At 31.2% G+C, this 14967-nt stretch carries 15 protein-coding genes; 6 read left to right on the forward strand and 9 right to left on the reverse strand.

Annotated elements, in window-relative coordinates:
- Nucleotide 1: 1 nt before the first annotated feature.
- A complete protein-coding gene (locus tag OA93_RS04980) occupies nt 2-256 on the forward strand; it encodes a hypothetical protein (protein WP_039112035.1) in 255 nt (84 codons plus the stop codon).
- A complete protein-coding gene (locus OA93_RS04985; protein ID WP_039112036.1) occupies nt 253-741 on the forward strand; it encodes a 4'-phosphopantetheinyl transferase superfamily protein in 489 nt (162 codons plus the stop codon). The genes OA93_RS04980 and OA93_RS04985 overlap by 4 nt, the downstream gene beginning before the upstream one ends.
- Nucleotides 742-925: 184 nt before the next feature.
- Here OA93_RS04985 and OA93_RS04990 read toward each other — a convergent pair whose 3' ends face one another.
- The 3 genes from OA93_RS04990 to OA93_RS05000 form a co-directional block, all read right to left on the reverse strand.
- A complete protein-coding gene (locus OA93_RS04990; RefSeq protein ID WP_039112037.1) occupies nt 926-1522 on the reverse strand; it encodes a 3'-5' exonuclease in 597 nt (198 codons plus the stop codon).
- A 1-nt stretch (nt 1523) separates the two neighbouring features.
- Nucleotides 1524-3440, reverse strand: coding sequence for a DUF294 nucleotidyltransferase-like domain-containing protein (locus OA93_RS04995; protein ID WP_039112038.1), 1917 nt, complete (start codon nt 3438-3440; stop codon nt 1524-1526).
- Between the two features lie 291 nt (nt 3441-3731).
- Nucleotides 3732-4145: a hypothetical protein gene (locus OA93_RS05000; protein ID WP_039112039.1), complete on the reverse strand. Its 414-nt coding sequence runs from the start codon at nt 4143-4145 to the stop codon at nt 3732-3734.
- A gap of 150 nt (nt 4146-4295) precedes the next feature.
- Between OA93_RS05000 and OA93_RS05005 the strand changes: the two genes are divergently transcribed.
- A complete protein-coding gene (locus tag OA93_RS05005) occupies nt 4296-5525 on the forward strand; it encodes a multidrug effflux MFS transporter (RefSeq protein ID WP_039112040.1) in 1230 nt (409 codons plus the stop codon).
- Nucleotides 5526-6029: 504 nt separating this feature from the next.
- On the opposite strand, the gene OA93_RS05010 is transcribed toward OA93_RS05005, so the two are convergent.
- The 4 genes from OA93_RS05010 to OA93_RS05025 form a co-directional block, all read right to left on the reverse strand.
- Nucleotides 6030-7295, reverse strand: a complete 1266-nt coding sequence (locus OA93_RS05010; RefSeq protein ID WP_039112041.1) for an NAD(P)/FAD-dependent oxidoreductase — start codon at nt 7293-7295, stop codon at nt 6030-6032.
- Between the two features lie 88 nt (nt 7296-7383).
- Nucleotides 7384-8718, reverse strand: a complete 1335-nt coding sequence (locus OA93_RS05015) for a DEAD/DEAH box helicase (RefSeq protein WP_039112042.1) — start codon at nt 8716-8718, stop codon at nt 7384-7386.
- Nucleotides 8719-9085: 367 nt separating this feature from the next.
- Nucleotides 9086-10624 (reverse strand): DEAD/DEAH box helicase, encoded by a 1539-nt coding sequence (locus OA93_RS05020; protein WP_039112043.1) that lies wholly within the window; start codon nt 10622-10624, stop codon nt 9086-9088.
- A gap of 108 nt (nt 10625-10732) precedes the next feature.
- Nucleotides 10733-11266 carry a DUF6155 family protein gene (locus OA93_RS05025; RefSeq protein ID WP_039112044.1) on the reverse strand — a complete coding sequence of 178 codons (534 nt, stop codon included), beginning with the start codon at nt 11264-11266 and terminating at the stop codon, nt 10733-10735.
- Nucleotides 11267-11370: 104 nt separating this feature from the next.
- On the opposite strand from OA93_RS05025, the gene OA93_RS05030 reads away from it, so the two are divergent.
- The gene (locus OA93_RS05030; protein ID WP_039112045.1) at nt 11371-11655 is read left to right on the forward strand and encodes a DUF3817 domain-containing protein; all 285 of its coding nucleotides are present in this window, start codon (nt 11371-11373) and stop codon (nt 11653-11655) included.
- Nucleotides 11648-12904 carry a mechanosensitive ion channel domain-containing protein gene (locus tag OA93_RS05035; RefSeq protein WP_039112046.1) on the forward strand — a complete coding sequence of 419 codons (1257 nt, stop codon included), beginning with the start codon at nt 11648-11650 and terminating at the stop codon, nt 12902-12904. Before OA93_RS05030 ends, OA93_RS05035 begins: the two co-directional genes overlap by 8 nt.
- A 275-nt stretch (nt 12905-13179) precedes the next feature.
- On the opposite strand, the gene OA93_RS05040 is transcribed toward OA93_RS05035, so the two are convergent.
- Nucleotides 13180-13563, reverse strand: a complete 384-nt coding sequence (locus tag OA93_RS05040) for a hotdog domain-containing protein (protein WP_039112047.1) — start codon at nt 13561-13563, stop codon at nt 13180-13182.
- 70 nt (nt 13564-13633) lie between these two features.
- Here OA93_RS05040 and OA93_RS05045 point away from each other — a divergent pair, with 70 nt between their 5' ends.
- Entirely contained in the window at nt 13634-14035 is a 402-nt protein-coding gene (locus OA93_RS05045; protein ID WP_039112048.1) for a hypothetical protein, read from the forward strand.
- Nucleotides 14036-14325: 290 nt separating this feature from the next.
- On the opposite strand, the gene OA93_RS05050 is transcribed toward OA93_RS05045, so the two are convergent.
- Nucleotides 14326-14922 carry a murein L,D-transpeptidase catalytic domain-containing protein gene (locus OA93_RS05050; RefSeq protein ID WP_039112160.1) on the reverse strand — a complete coding sequence of 199 codons (597 nt, stop codon included), beginning with the start codon at nt 14920-14922 and terminating at the stop codon, nt 14326-14328.
- Between the last annotated feature and the right edge of the window lie 45 nt (nt 14923-14967).

Genomic DNA, 14967 nt, shown 5'->3' on the forward strand with positions numbered 1-14967 from the left:
TATGAACAACGACCAATTACTTACCGAATTAAAGAAGATTGTGAAGCCTTATACTAAAAATGATGAAGCTTTTGAAAACTTTACTGAAGAAACAAATTTCATAACCGATTTAAATATTAACTCTGCCAATTTGGTCGATATTGTATTAGATGTCGAAGAAGTGTTTGATATTATAATCGATAATGAATCGATGGAGAAAATGGTTAATGCTAAAGCTGCTTTAAATATTATCCAATCCAAACTCGATGAAAAATGATTGGTAATGACATTGTTGATTTAGAAACTGCTCGGCAAGAAAGTAACTGGAAACGAAAAGGATTTTTGGATAAAATCTTCACTCCAGAAGAGCAATTTCTTATTCTGAATTCCGAAAAACCCGAAATTATGGTTTGGAATTTATGGAGCCGAAAAGAAGCTGCTTATAAAATATACAATCGCGAAGCGAAAATAAGCGGCTATTTTCCAACCAAACTAGTTTGCTTTTACGAAAGTGCAAATTCTGGCACCGTAACCATAAATAATACATTGTATTATACAAAAACAACAATTACAGAAGATTATATTGATACTATAGCAGTTTCTAGAAAGAATAATTTAAATAGAATCTCTGTTTTAGATACTGAAACTAAAATCCATAAAGATCTTGGGATTCCGTACATAATTGATTCTGTTACAAAATCTATAATACCAGTTTCGGTAAGTCATCACGGACGTTTTATTAAGTCTGTGAGGATTAAGTAAAAAAAAAAGAAATGCATTATAAAATAAAGTTTTGAACCATTAAGAGGTTAAGAAAAATTAAGTCAAGTCTAAGTGAAGTTTAATCCCTTAATGGCAAAAAAAAACAAAAAATTCCACAAATTCACACTAATGGGTTTCGTGAAAATTTATGGAATTCGTTTTAGTATTTAAAGCTTTATAAATATTATTTTATCCCTAATCTTGATTTAAGTTTTAAGAATAATAAAGCAATTTTATAAGCATCTTCAGAAGATGAATTTCTTTCGCTTTTTGGGATTTTATAAATTTCGCATAATTCATCCAGAGAAAACTGTCTGTCGTTGATATCGTGTAGTTTACGATACATCACATCAACATCTAAAGCTTCATTCTTAAGTCTTCCGCAATCTAATTTTTCTAAGGCAGCATTAATCATTTCGACATCAAAATTAATATGATGCCCAACTAAAATACCGTTTCCAATATATTCTATTAATCCTCTAAGCGCATCAGGTTCAGCTAATTTTTCCATTTTACTTTCTATAATAAACTCATTTGTGAGTCCGTTATCATGAAAGAATTTATACTGCAACAAAACTGCTTCAAAGCTATCCTGAATAACAATACTATTATTTACTACTGCAAATGAACCAATAGATAAGATTACATCTTTTGATGGGTTTAAGCCAGATGTTTCGGTAGATAAAACAACAAAACGCTCTGATTTAGTTTCAAATTTAGCAAGGTATTCTTTCCAGAAATCAGGATATTCTTTGTTGATATTTTTCAGCCAGTCTAACATATTATGAAAATTGGGTCAGTTGAAATTTACTCTTAATAAGCTCTTCAAGTTCTTTCATTGGAGCTAATGCATTTTTTAATTTTTCTTTATCGCTTTTAGATAATTCTCTTAGATTTATATATTGACCAGAGTCATCATTTTTAAAACCTTCGATTGTTCTAAACTTTGATAACGTTAAAAAAGCTTCAGCACAGCTAAGATAAATATCTGCGTTCTTAGAATCTGTAATTGCTAATTGCTTAAATCTTAAATAAGTATTCTTGATTCCTTTTATATTTGAACTTAATATCAATAAACGTGCTCCATCAATTAATGGCATTAATGCACGAGTTTTAATATCAAACATAAATTTATGCGGTCCATCTTCTTCAACTATAAATTTCTTAAAGAAACTTAAAGGAGAGTTTTTTCTCAAAGCATCATTTCCTAAGAAATCAAAGAATAATGTATTATTGATTGCGTTCTTGAATATCACATTTTCTATTGCTTCTTCAATTTTTGGTTCACCAAAAACAATCTCATAATCAAAGAAAATACTACTTAAATCGTTACTATTTTCACCTGGAGTATTCATCCAGCTGTTGTATTGTTTTGTCCAGTCTGTCAATGACTTACACCAAAGCATATTACTTGCCATATGTCCGTTAGGGCAATAGTCGTATCCAATTTTTTCTAACGTTCCTGTAGTTCTTTTGGCGAGACGTAAAAAGTAATCTTTTACATCACGATACTTATCTGCAGTTACATCTTCAAAGATTAGGATGCTATCCTGATCAGTTAACAAAAGCTGTTCTTTTCTTCCTTGACTTCCAATACTCAACCACGCAAATCGAGCAGGAGGTGAGCCCATTTCTAAAATAGAAAGCTCAACTGAGCGTTTAATCAATGCTAGATTGATTTCGTTTGCAATATTACTTATATGTGAAAGCGGAATATTCTTTTGTATGTAATTCTGAATTAAATCAGACAAACGATCTCTGATTTGTTTTAAATCCTTTGGTAATTGCGAACGTTTGATTTCTTTTATCAATACACCAGGATTACTCGCTTGAGCAACAATTAAATCATGCTCGGAGATAACTCCTTTTACAGCAGATTTACTTGTTCCGTCTTTTGTAACACACAAATGGCTTACATTATGTTTTAGCATCAATAATTGAGCTTCTGCTAATGAAACATTTTCTATTACAGTTACAACAGGCGAGGACATGATTTTATCTACAGTTTCTTCAATTGAGAATCTACCTGTAGCAATTTTAGAAGATAAATCGGCATCGGTTACAATCCCAATTGGCTTGTGATTCTCACAAACAACAATATTATCTACCATAGCATCTGTCATACGCAAAGCTGCATCTTTTACAATATCGCTTGCAACAGCTGTTAATGGCGAATTATTATACGTTAATGATTGAATGTATTGTATTTCAGACTGTTGATCTGAATAGAATATATTATCAGAAATATGATTTCCTTTAGCGTCAGAATTGTCTTTTGTGTGACGTGTGTTTGTCGCAAAACTCTCTAACAAGAAATTTAAAACATCTGGATTGTTTGCAACAAATGGCCTAAAGACAGCGATTGGTATTGCATACACAATACTTTCTTCTCTGGCTTTTGCAGTCATCATATAGTTATTCTTGGCAAAAAATGGACGTAGCCCAAATATATCACCATCATGGCATTTATTTAGTAAAGTTTCTTCGGCATCTGCAATTACCGATAAATTAATAACGCCAGAAGCAACTACATAAAAACTATCGTGTAAGGCATCGTTAACTTGAAATAATACTGCGTGTTTTTCTAAATTAATAACACGAATATTAGTTGCAATCTCAGATAATTCTTGAAAAGTTAAATTATCGAATGGCGGATATTCTTTCAAGAAATCTGCAATATGCTCAGCAATTGTATTCATAAGATTGATAAATTTTTAGAAAGTATCGTTTGTAAAAATAATAAAATAAACCCTTACAATGAAAGCATAAATAATTTTGAATCTATTTATTTTGCTGTATATTGATTAGCTAAAATAAGCAATAAAAGTATTCAATACCAAACATAGGGATTGATATGATCGTTTTCGGGTTTAAAAACATTCTATTTTACATAATATAAATTATAGTTCATTTATATACTAGTAGAATAGGCGCAAATAAAAAACCATCTTATTGCTAAGATGGTTTGCTTATGCTCAATACAAATGAATTTAATATTTCTTTGAGTAAACAGATTTCCCGTTTAAGAAAACTTCAAATCGACCGTTATCATCATAATAAGCTGTTTTATAAACGTCTCCTTTAAATATCGAAATGTCACCATGAACTCTTCCGTCAGCTTTTGTTGTGTAATCAAATATAATTTTTTTATTATAAGGACCTATGCCTAAGCTATAATCTGTAAATGGCGTTCCTTTTAAATCAAATTCTTGCTTAGAATCTATAATTTTATCATCTGAGTAAAAATTTGTAATTTGTTTTGTAAGCGGAATATCCGGATAAAATTTGTTGACTTTTTGAAGAAATTCATACTGTTCAACGCTTACAGGCTCAATTTTGGAAACCACTTTTTGAGAAAAAGAAACTGTAGTAACTAATAGTAATAATAAGGCACATCTTTTCATAATTGATAATTTTAAATTAATAATTATAGCCCTTTACAAAGCTAACTATGTTAAAAAAATAGTTTTTTCACTAAAAATTTCTTTAATGAATCAACAAGGTACGAAATATTTATCTTTGCAGTCAAATAAAAAATATATTTTTAAAATACAATGACTACAAAAAAATACATTCAACTTATACTTATTTTAGGTTCTTTAACTGCTCTGGGACCATTTTCTATTGATATGTATTTACCTGGTTTCTCTGATATTGCAAAAGACTTAAACACCACAGTTGCAAAAGTTTCCATGAGTTTATCTAGTTATTTTATAGGAATTTCGGCTGGACAATTACTTTATGGTCCTTTATTGGATAGATTTGGACGAAAAAAGCCTTTATTTATCGGATTGTTGGTTTATATTTTGGCTTCTTTGGGATGTATTTTCGTTACAGATATTGACACTTTTATTGGTTTACGTTTTTTGCAAGCCGTTGGTAGTTGTGCTGCAACTGTTGCTTCTGTAGCAATGGTTCGAGATCTTTTTCCTGTAAAAGATATTCCTAAAGTATTTTCTATGTTAATGCTTGTTGTGGGACTTTCTCCAATGCTTGCGCCAACTATTGGTGGTTACGTAACATCGTATTCTGGTTGGCATACAGTATTCTTTATATTAATGTGTATGGGAATTGTTATTTTATTGGCTTCGCAAATTGGTTTGCCAAATACTCATAAACCAGATACATCTATTTCATTAAAACCAAAACCAATTATTGCAAACTTCCTTAAAGTTGTAAAAGAGCCTCAGTTTTTTACTTATGCTTTTACCGGTGCGGTATCTTTTTCTGGATTATTTACTTATGTAGCGTCCTCTCCTATCGTTTTTATGGATATTTTTAAGGTTGACGCTAAAATGTATGGTTGGATTTTTGCCTTTATGTCGTTGAGTTTCATTGGTGCGAGCCAACTTAATTCTTTATTGTTAAGAAAGTTTTCTAGCGAACAAATGATATTTGGAGCATTAATTACTCAATCTTTAATAAGCATTGTATTCTTGATTTTGGCAATGAACAATCTTCTTGGTTTGTACGAAACAATCGGTATGTTGTTTATTTATCTGGCTTGTCTAGGAATTTCTAATCCTAATACAGCTGGTCTTACAATGGCTCCTTTTGCCAGAAATGCAGGAAGTGCATCGGCATTAATGGGAGCAATTCAGCTTGGTTTGGGTGCAATTGCATCATTTGCAGTTGGTATATTTGTTGTAAACTCTATTATTCCGATGGTTGCGATTATGACTACAACTACAATTACTGCATTTATAATTTTAAATATTGGGAAACGTTTTATAAAAGAAAAAATTGCTGCTTCTAATGATGAAGAAACAGCAATGATTCATTAATGAAATAAATATAGTTTGTACAGAGGAACGCGGATTAAACGGATTCGCTATCGCGAAAACACAGATTAAAAACGGATTTTTAAAAACAATAGATAGATAATCCTTTTAATTCTATCTGACTCTTTTTTTTAGCCATGAGTAAAATAAGTCCCAGCGGGACGTTATATTTATAGAAATTTATTTCCCCGAAAAGAAACCCCATCGGGGTGATATTTTAGTAATCAAAGGATAAATGATTAATGTCGCTCCGCTGGAGCTTTAACTAGAAAGACGTACAAATTGACTATAAACATTACGCTCGGCTGGAGCTTTTAATGAAAAAATAAAACTTAGATTATTTACTCAGTCTTAACTCTTTGTTAAAGGAATGCGAAATACGGATTTACGAAAATAAAAACACGGATTAAAAGATAAAAAATCTGTTTAATCCGTGTTTTTGCGATAGCGAATCCGTTTAGTCCGCGTTCTTCTAGACCAAGTAAATCTGTGTCCGAAAAATCCCTTCTAGTTTATTGCTTTTTTATCTGGTCTGATAATCATACGCAATGATTGGTCTTTTGCAAAATAAGCAATCATCCAGTTATAGAATGTACTAAGACGATTACGATATGTTATAAGTGAAACTAAGTGTATAAATAACCAAATTGCCCAAGCTAAGAATCCATTAAAATGCCATTTTGGTTTTGGCAAATCTACAACTGCTTTATTTTTACCTATAATTGCCATCGAACCTTTATCTACATATATAAAAGGTTTTAATGGTTTGTTTTGAGCAATTGCTTTGAAGTTTTTGGCTAAGTTTATTCCTTGCTGTATTGCTACTTGTGCTACTTGTGGATGTCCGTTTGGAAATGCAGGATCAGTATCCATGATTGATGTGTCACCGATAGCATAAATATTCTCAACTCCTTTTACTTTATTATACGCATCGGTTGCCATACGTTTACCGCGTCCGTAACTTTCCACAGGAATACCATCGAAAGCTTTGGCTGAAACTCCGGCTGCCCAAATTAGGTTTTTGGTATGAATGGTTTCTCCGTTAGAAAAATATACAATATCATCTACATAATCGGTAACTCGATTGTTTAGTTTTACCACAACTCCTAATTCTGTAAGTGCTTTAAGGGTATCTTGTTGCGATGCTTTGCTCATTGGCGCCAACAGTGCATCTCCACCATCAACTAAGTAAACATTACTTGCTGTGGTATCTAGCTCTGGATATTCTTTTAATAAGATGTTTTTACGCATTTCGGCAAACATTCCCGAAACTTCTACTCCTGTTGGTCCTCCTCCGGCAACAACTATCGTTAATAATTTACGGCGTTTGCGAATATCTTTGGTAATAGCTGCTTTCTCAAGATTTTTAAGCAATGTATTACGCATTACGATGGCATCATTTAGTGTTTTCATCGGAATGGCGTTTTTCATTACGTTTTCCAATCCGAAATAACTGGTTTCGGCACCAGTTGCAAATACTAAATAATCGTATGCTAATTCTCCGTTATTAAGAATTACTTTATTTTCAGCAGGAACTACTTCTTGTAATTCTCCTAATCTAAAGTTAAGGTTTTTTTTGCCTGCAAAAAATTTTCTAAATGGGTAGCTAATACTTGATGGTTCTAAAAAAGCTGTAGCTACCTGATAAATAAGCGGCGGAAAAAAATTATAATTGTTTTTGTCTACAAGTGTGACTTGGATTTGATTGTGATTGACTAGCTCTTTTGCAAGATTGATTCCTGCAAAACCGCCACCTATAATAACTATTTTCATATATTGTTATTTTATAAGTAAGATTGTTTTTAAAAAAATTACCTTATAAAAGTACAACATTAATGTGCAATGACAATTGTCAGTTTTGTTACTTTTTGAATTTTTTAACAGGTTTTTCGACTATCTCAGTTTTGTTTTGCAACAAATAATTAGCAAGTAACTTTTCTATCAATTCGTCTTTGGTTAAATGATGAAAAACTGTTTTTACTTTGGTTTTTAAATCTGTAGAAACGTCGTGATTTGGCTTTGTTTTAAAGATTTGTTTTGCCCACAATAAGGTATTGTTTTCTTCCAAACTTGCTACAGATGGTTTCTTAAACTCGGTAAATTTAATTCCTAGTTCTTTTTCAAAATCTGCTATTTCTTTTACTTCTTCTGGTTGTAAAACTGTAAGCGAAAGTCCTTTTGCCCCTGCCCTAGCGGTTCTACCACTACGGTGCACATAAGCTTCGTAAGCATCTGGTAAATGGTAATTTACAACATAAGAAATTTCTTTAACATCTATTCCTCTAGCTGCCAAATCTGTAGCTACTAATATATTAATATGTCCTTCGCGGAATTGCTCCATGATTCTATCACGGATTCCTTGCGATAAACTTCCGTGTAAAGCTCCTGAAGAAAAACGGTTAATGGCTAAGTTTTTGGCTAATTTATTTACGGCTGCTTTTGTTTTACAAAAGATGATTCCGCGTTCTCCATCTCTGGAGTTTAAGAAATGCATTAAAACTTCTAGTTTCTCGATAGGGTCAACTACAATATATTCATGATCAATTCCTTGGTTTCCTACCGTTTCCATATCGGCACTTACCTGAATTACATTTTTAGATAGGTAATTCTGGATTAATTGCTTGATTGTTCCTGGTAATGTTGCCGAGAATAATAACGTTGTATGTTTTTTTGGTAATTCGGCTACGATTTCGTCAAGACTTTCTTTTAGGATAGAAACCATTTCGTCGGCTTCGTCTAAAATAAGGTATTGTGTCTCTTTTAAGTTAACCGCTTTACGCTGAATTAAATCGATTAAACGTCCTGGTGTTGCAACTACTATATGTGTAGGTTGCGTAAGGCGCTCAATTTGTGGTTTTATTGGAATTCCTCCGCAAGTTGCTGCGATAGAAACTTGTGGCAGGTGTTTTGAAAAATCTTCTAAATTTTTAAATATCTGATGTCCTAATTCTCTTGTTGGAACTAAAATTACAGCTTGAACCGTAGGAAGTTCAGGATTGATTAACTGCAATAAAGGCAATCCAAAAGCAGCAGTTTTTCCTGTTCCTGTTTTAGCTAAACCTACTACATCACTGTTATTTGCTAAAATAAGCGGAATTGTTTTCTGCTGTATTTCAGTTGGTGTAACTATGTTTAATTCGGTTAACGCTTTTAATATCGGTGCTGAAATTCCTAAATCTGAAAATTGTTTTGACATTGTTTTAATTTATTTAAAAATTGAAAAATTTAAAGATTTAAAGATTTCTGATTGTATTTTTTTTGAACCATTAAGGGATTAAGGAAAATTAAGCTTAATCTCTTAAATAGTTTATTTTTCTTAGCTACAAATTGTACAAATAAGGCTAATTTTTATTATTTTACCATTAAGAGATTAAGAAAAGTTAAGTTTAATCTCTTGATGGTTCAATTTTTTTATTTTATTATAACTACGGAACTCCTAGCCCTGATGGTAACGGTATCCTTTTATTTTTTTCTTTATAAAAATAAAAGATATAGTGTACAGCAGGAAATAGCTCCTTACTCTTCTCCCGAAGTTTCGGGACGCTCAGAGTGACATAAAAAAATCAATCTGGTTCGTTCATTATTTTTTCACGGTATTTTTTACCGGTTAATAATACTAATCTTAATTTATAATCGTCTATAAGCCATTCGCGGTAATTCTTACTACACTGACTTAAACATTTAGAATAGCGTTTGATTCGGCAATCGATATCGTCTTCTAATTCTTTTCCTAATGCTTTTGCTTCTTGTAATGTTTCGGTATTATCTACACACATTGCTGCGTGTTGCTCTAATGATTTATCCAAAACTACTTTTGAACGTAAATTTTGTGCTATGGCGATTTTGTGTTCTTCATCGACATCAAAAGTTACATCGGCAGTTTTGCTAAATTTTGCACGCAATTCTGGAGGCATGCTGTATTTAAAGTATAATTCGATTTCGGTATCGTCACGTAGATTCTCTAAATAGAATTCTGGTGATTTAAAGATATGTTGCCAGTTTACCGGCTCGCTCCATAAACCAAAACGTGCTGCATTGTTTCCTAAATCGATTACTGTAAATTCGTCTTTATTAGGTAATTTTCTAGAACCACGACCAATCATCTGGTAATATAATGTCAATGATTTTGTCGCTCTGTTTAATATAATAGTTTCTACTGTAGGCTCATCAAAACCTGTAGTTAAGATACCTACTGATGTTAAAATAGCATCTGGAGTTTTCTTAAACCATTGCAAAATATCTTTTCGCTCTTCGTTACTACTCGTATTATCCAGATGGCGAATATCGTATCCTGCTTCTCTAAATGTTTCATACACATATAATGATGTATGAATACCATTGTTGAAAATTAGGGTTTTCTTACCAAGTGATCTCTCTGTATATGCATGCAATAATTTTTCTTGCATGATTGTATTTGTATATAAATCATCTGAAGATTTTACGGTGTAATCTCCATTGATACCTACTTTTAATGATGTTAAACCTACATCATAACTATAAGTGGTTGCTTTTGCCAAAAAGCCTTTTTCGATTAATGAACCTATTGTGTCTCCTACAATTAGTTCATCGTAACTTTCGTGCATTGGCAATTTAATATTCGAACTTAACGGCGTTGCTGTTACTCCTAATATAAATGCATTTTTAAACGAGCTTAATAATTTACGGAATGAGTTGTAATGCGCCTCATCGATAATTACTAAACCAATATTATCTAAATGTAGTTTTTCGTCATTAATACGGTTTTTTAATGTTTCGACCATCGCTACAAAACAAGAATATTCGTTTTGATCTAATAGTTCTTTTACTTTACTATTGATTATCTTATTTTTAACACCAAAACCTTTCAACATTTTTGAAGTTTGCTTACAAAGTTCAATTCTGTGTGTTAAAACTACTACTTTTTTATCGTGTTGTGACAAATAACGGCGTACGATTTCGGAAAAAACTACTGTTTTTCCTCCACCTGTAGGCAATTGATACAACAAATGATGTTGCGCTGAACCGTTGTCTAAACGATCAAAAATGGCGTCGATATCGCCTTTTTGGTATGCATATAGTTCTTTTTTTTCTTCTCTTTCTATTTCTAAAGTGTTTTGAGACATTGTATTTTATTGGTTTTTGCAAAAATACACCTAAAAAACAGTTATTCTGCCTTTTTTATCTTAAAATAAAAGGAAAAGTTTCGCTATTATTTAATTATGAATTTGGTTCTAAAAGGACATTTTATCCAAAATTACTTCAAAATCAGGCTCGTTTTTCCATTTTTGGGTAATAGTTTCCTGATGTATTTGATTGATTCTGGATTTAAATTCGGCTAAAATTCCGTTTGAAATTATAAAATTCACGGCTTGTTCGAATGAATTAAACATGCTTTTGTAAAAAAGTTCTTGCTTTATTATATTTTCTGAAGAGTATGTTTGAGCAATTTCGATGTTATAAAGCATAACATCGGCGATTACAAAGGGGTCTACTCCTAAAAGTATAAAGTGTTTGATGTATTTTTGAGCTACGGATCGACGCATTTTTGGTTTTACCCGACGGCGTGTTGCTTTTGCTTTTACGGGAAAATATTCGTGCGAGATTTTTAATTTACATTCCTGCAAAAGTGTTTCTTCTTTAGGATTAAAAACAAAATTGTAATACACTTTTACTGGGCTAAATTTCTCGTATAATTCGATTATTTGCTCTTCGAGTTGTTCTTTGGTAAGATCGTTTAAATATTTTTTTAAATCGCGTTTACTCATTATCACTGTTTAAGATTGCAAAAGTAAATTACTTTAGCTTTCGATACCCTAAAAATCAAGCAGAATCATTAATTTTACCGATAATAATTTAAAAAAATAATTAAATGCTCAAGATTTTTAAGATTACAGCGATTTTAGAAGGAATTTCATATTTGGTTTTATTCTCTAACATGCTTTTTATTAAGCCTACAAATTTCCCATTATATAAAACATTATTGTTCCCTATCGGAATGAGTCATGGTTTATTATTTGTTGCTTATATTTTGTTGGCTATTTTATTAAAAAGTGCTCAAAAATGGGATTTTAAAACATTTATGTTGATTTTGGTTGCTTCTGTAATACCGTTTGGAACTTTTTATGTTGAGTATAAATACTTAAAAAATGCCTAATTTTTTGGAGAAAATATTTAACTTCTTATACCCTCTTTTTAGAGACTGGGGCATGAGCCGCAATATTGCGTCTTATCTCAGCCTTACTATTAATATTGCTTTATTAATAATCATGGCTTATGCCGTGTATTATGTAGCAAAATTTGTTTTGGTTACGCTAACTGCAATTTTTGCTCAAAAGACAAAAACTAAATTTGATGATTTTTTAATCAATAATAAAACAACTAAATATACGGCTTACTTAATTCCGTTTTTCTTTATTTATAAAGCTGTTCCGATAATCTTGGATAAATATGAATATTGGGAATTGATTTTCGGAAAAATAGTAGGTGTTTATATTGTACTATTATTGTTGTGGATTATCCGTACTGTATTTAATTCGCTTAAAGATTATTTAAAACAAAAACCAGAATACAGCGATAAACCTATTGATAGTTTTATTCAGGTTGTCATGATGGTGCTCTGGATTTTTGGGGTAGCAATTATTATCTCTAAATTATTCGGAATCAAACAAGGCGAATTACTAACTATTTTAGGAACGCTTTCGGCAATTATTATCTTGATTTTTAGAGATACTATCCTAGGGTTTGTTTCTAGCGTACAGGTTGCTATAAATGACATGGTTCGTATTGGTGACTGGATTACCATGGAAAAGTTTGGTGCCGATGGTGATGTTATCGAGATTAATCTTACTACGGTAAAGGTTCGAAATTTTGACAATACTATCACTACCATTCCTACTTATGCTTTGAGTTCGGATTCGTTCCAGAACTGGCGCGGAATGCAAAAATCGAATGGACGTCGTATCAAAAGACATATTTTGATTAAAACCAGTACTATTCGTTTTTTAAATGATGAAGATTTGGCTTTGATGAAGAAAATCCAACTTATTACTCCTTATATTGAATCTCGACAGGCTGAAATAGAAAAGTTTAATGCGTTGCATGGCATAGATAAGTCGTTGGCTTTAAACGGTCGCAATATGACTAATCTTGGTTTGTTCCGAAAATATATTATCCAGTATATGCTGAATCATCCTGGGTTAAATAAAGAGATGCATATGATGTGTCGTCAGTTACAATCGACTGCGCATGGTGTTCCCTTAGAGATTTATACTTTCTCGAGTGATAAACGTTGGGCAAATTATGAATATATTATGGCCGATATCTTTGATCACGTTATGGCTTCGATAGTATATTTTGATCTTGAGATTTTTGAGTTGCCTTCTCAAATTGGGCATTTAGATTAAATACTCAAAATACAATTCTTAAACCATATAAGTTATATAAGAAAATATAAGCTTTGCTTACATGAACTTATATAACTTATGTGGTTATTTTTTTATAATTTAAAATCTACAAAAGTTTCATTTAACACATAGAAACATAGATTTTATGTGTAAAAAAGAGAACGAAAAAGAAATACATTTCTTTCACATAGCTAGCTTTGTGTGTTTTAAACATTAAGAAAAATATAAGCCTTGCTTAGATGAACTTACATAACTTATATGGTTAATATTTAAGCCTACAAACGGTCTTTTACGTATTCTATCTTCGTTTTTCCGTGTGCTTTTGGTTTACCATCTTCTCCAAGATTTACCATTGTAATATTATCGATTGTAATAATCGTTTCTCTGGTCATCATGTTTCGCACAATACATCTTAATACTAGCGAACTGTTTCCGAACTTAACTACATCAATCCCAATTTCGACAATATCCCCTTGTCTGGCTGAGCTTTTAAAATTAATCTCGGACATGTGTTTGGTCACCACTCTGTAGTTTTCTAACTGAATAATTGTATATAAAGCCAACTCTTCGTCTATCCATGCCAGTAATTGCCCTCCAAATAAAGTTCCGTTTGGATTTAGGTCTTCGGGTTTAACCCATTTTCGAGTATGAAATCTCATAATTGTTAATTTATTAGTAACAAAAATAACATTTTAGTATCATTATTTTTTTTAATTTTAAAAGAAAAACATGAGCCAGCGAGATACTTTTTTACAAGAATTCCGAGGACCAACTTTAGGCACTGTAAATGCTCAATCTTCTGCAGATGAATTATTTCAAAACGAAGTACTTCGGCCAATTTTACAACTTCAAAATGATTTATTGGTGGATGTTTTTATAAATTATGTGAATAAAAACAAAACTGATTTTTATTCTTATACGGTAGAAAAGAAACTATCGGTAATTGAAAACTCTATTCAGAAAGACATTAAGTTTCGAAATTCACTAAAAGGAATGGTTATCGCTCTTTTTACATTAAATGAATATCAAACTTATATTCTAAACTCATCTAGTCTGAACAAAAGAATGATGAATCTGGTAATTGAAAGACTTAAAAACCAAGTTCAGTTATTTGAGTTGGAATCGAATTAGAAGCAAAAAAAAACCTTTAGAATTGGGCTTTTTTTATTTGTTTTAATCAGCAGTATAATTTTATAATCAGTGAGTTGGTGAAGATTAATAGAATAGTTGTGGGAAATATTAAAATCTAGATTTGTATTTCTTAATTAGATTTAAAATGTAATATTTTTTATAGCATATAGTAATAAAAGTTATACTTGAACATATTTATAATGAAAAAACCTCCAAAATCAAATGATTTTGGAGTTTTTTTTGGTTTGATAAATTTCAATAAGTTAAAACTTATTGTATCAGTATTTTATTTAGTAATAAATATCTAAAACAATACTCGATTTAGAACTGTCTATTATTTTTTCTATTCTCTTAAAAAATACTTCATTTACCATAGGGCATCCTTGGCTGTGACTAATGTAATAATCTTGCTCTTCATAAGGAACAGCAGAATAGGAATGTAATACTATAGCTCTTTTATAGGCATTATTATTGCTTTCCTCTAAACCAAATAATTTATAAGATTTTCCAAACATTCCTTTGTAGTCCTTACCTATTATATATTTTCCTAAAGAAGTAGATTTAGAATTTGGCATGTTACTAAATTTTAAATCTCCATTAATCCCTGTTTCTGACCCTGATCCATGAGCTACTAATCCTTTATCTATGATTTTATTATTCTCTAAATCATACACAAAAAAGCGGTTCATGCCTGATTTAATCTTCATATCGATAAAAAAGGCAACCTTAGGATTAAATTTAGGATTTCCATCTATCATGCATTTAAGATCACTTAACTGACTATTAAATCTTTCGACTTCAGTACCAGATGTAGTCGTTAAATTGTTATTATTGGAGGTAGAAAAAAATCCGATATTAAGAAATAAAATTAAATAAAGTATTTTCATAAAAGCAAATTTTAAATGCATTTAAAGATAGTCGTTTAACAAAAT

The organism is Flavobacterium sp. KMS (assembly GCF_000813005.1).
GTDB lineage: Bacteria > Bacteroidota > Bacteroidia > Flavobacteriales > Flavobacteriaceae > Flavobacterium.

What these genes read in the sequence shown, in the direction of transcription:
- OA93_RS04985 (WP_039112036.1), top strand. Translation starts at nt 253, where the DNA reads ATGATTGGTAATGACATTGTTGATTTAGAAACTGCTCGGCAAGAAAGT.
- OA93_RS05015 (WP_039112042.1), bottom strand. Translation starts at nt 8,718, where the DNA reads ATGTCAAAACAATTTTCAGATTTAGGAATTTCAGCACCGATATTAAAA.
- OA93_RS04995 (WP_039112038.1), bottom strand. Translation starts at nt 3,440, where the DNA reads ATGAATACAATTGCTGAGCATATTGCAGATTTCTTGAAAGAATATCCG.
- OA93_RS05020 (WP_039112043.1), bottom strand. Translation starts at nt 10,624, where the DNA reads ATGTCTCAAAACACTTTAGAAATAGAAAGAGAAGAAAAAAAAGAACTA.
- OA93_RS05045 (WP_039112048.1), top strand. Translation starts at nt 13,634, where the DNA reads ATGAGCCAGCGAGATACTTTTTTACAAGAATTCCGAGGACCAACTTTA.
- OA93_RS05040 (WP_039112047.1), bottom strand. Translation starts at nt 13,563, where the DNA reads ATGAGATTTCATACTCGAAAATGGGTTAAACCCGAAGACCTAAATCCA.
- OA93_RS05000 (WP_039112039.1), bottom strand. Translation starts at nt 4,145, where the DNA reads ATGAAAAGATGTGCCTTATTATTACTATTAGTTACTACAGTTTCTTTT.
- OA93_RS04990 (WP_039112037.1), bottom strand. Translation starts at nt 1,522, where the DNA reads ATGTTAGACTGGCTGAAAAATATCAACAAAGAATATCCTGATTTCTGG.
- OA93_RS05025 (WP_039112044.1), bottom strand. Translation starts at nt 11,266, where the DNA reads ATGAGTAAACGCGATTTAAAAAAATATTTAAACGATCTTACCAAAGAA.
- OA93_RS05030 (WP_039112045.1), top strand. Translation starts at nt 11,371, where the DNA reads ATGCTCAAGATTTTTAAGATTACAGCGATTTTAGAAGGAATTTCATAT.
- OA93_RS05035 (WP_039112046.1), top strand. Translation starts at nt 11,648, where the DNA reads ATGCCTAATTTTTTGGAGAAAATATTTAACTTCTTATACCCTCTTTTT.
- OA93_RS05005 (WP_039112040.1), top strand. Translation starts at nt 4,296, where the DNA reads ATGACTACAAAAAAATACATTCAACTTATACTTATTTTAGGTTCTTTA.
- OA93_RS05010 (WP_039112041.1), bottom strand. Translation starts at nt 7,295, where the DNA reads ATGAAAATAGTTATTATAGGTGGCGGTTTTGCAGGAATCAATCTTGCA.
- OA93_RS05050 (WP_039112160.1), bottom strand. Translation starts at nt 14,922, where the DNA reads ATGAAAATACTTTATTTAATTTTATTTCTTAATATCGGATTTTTTTCT.
- OA93_RS04980 (WP_039112035.1), top strand. Translation starts at nt 2, where the DNA reads ATGAACAACGACCAATTACTTACCGAATTAAAGAAGATTGTGAAGCCT.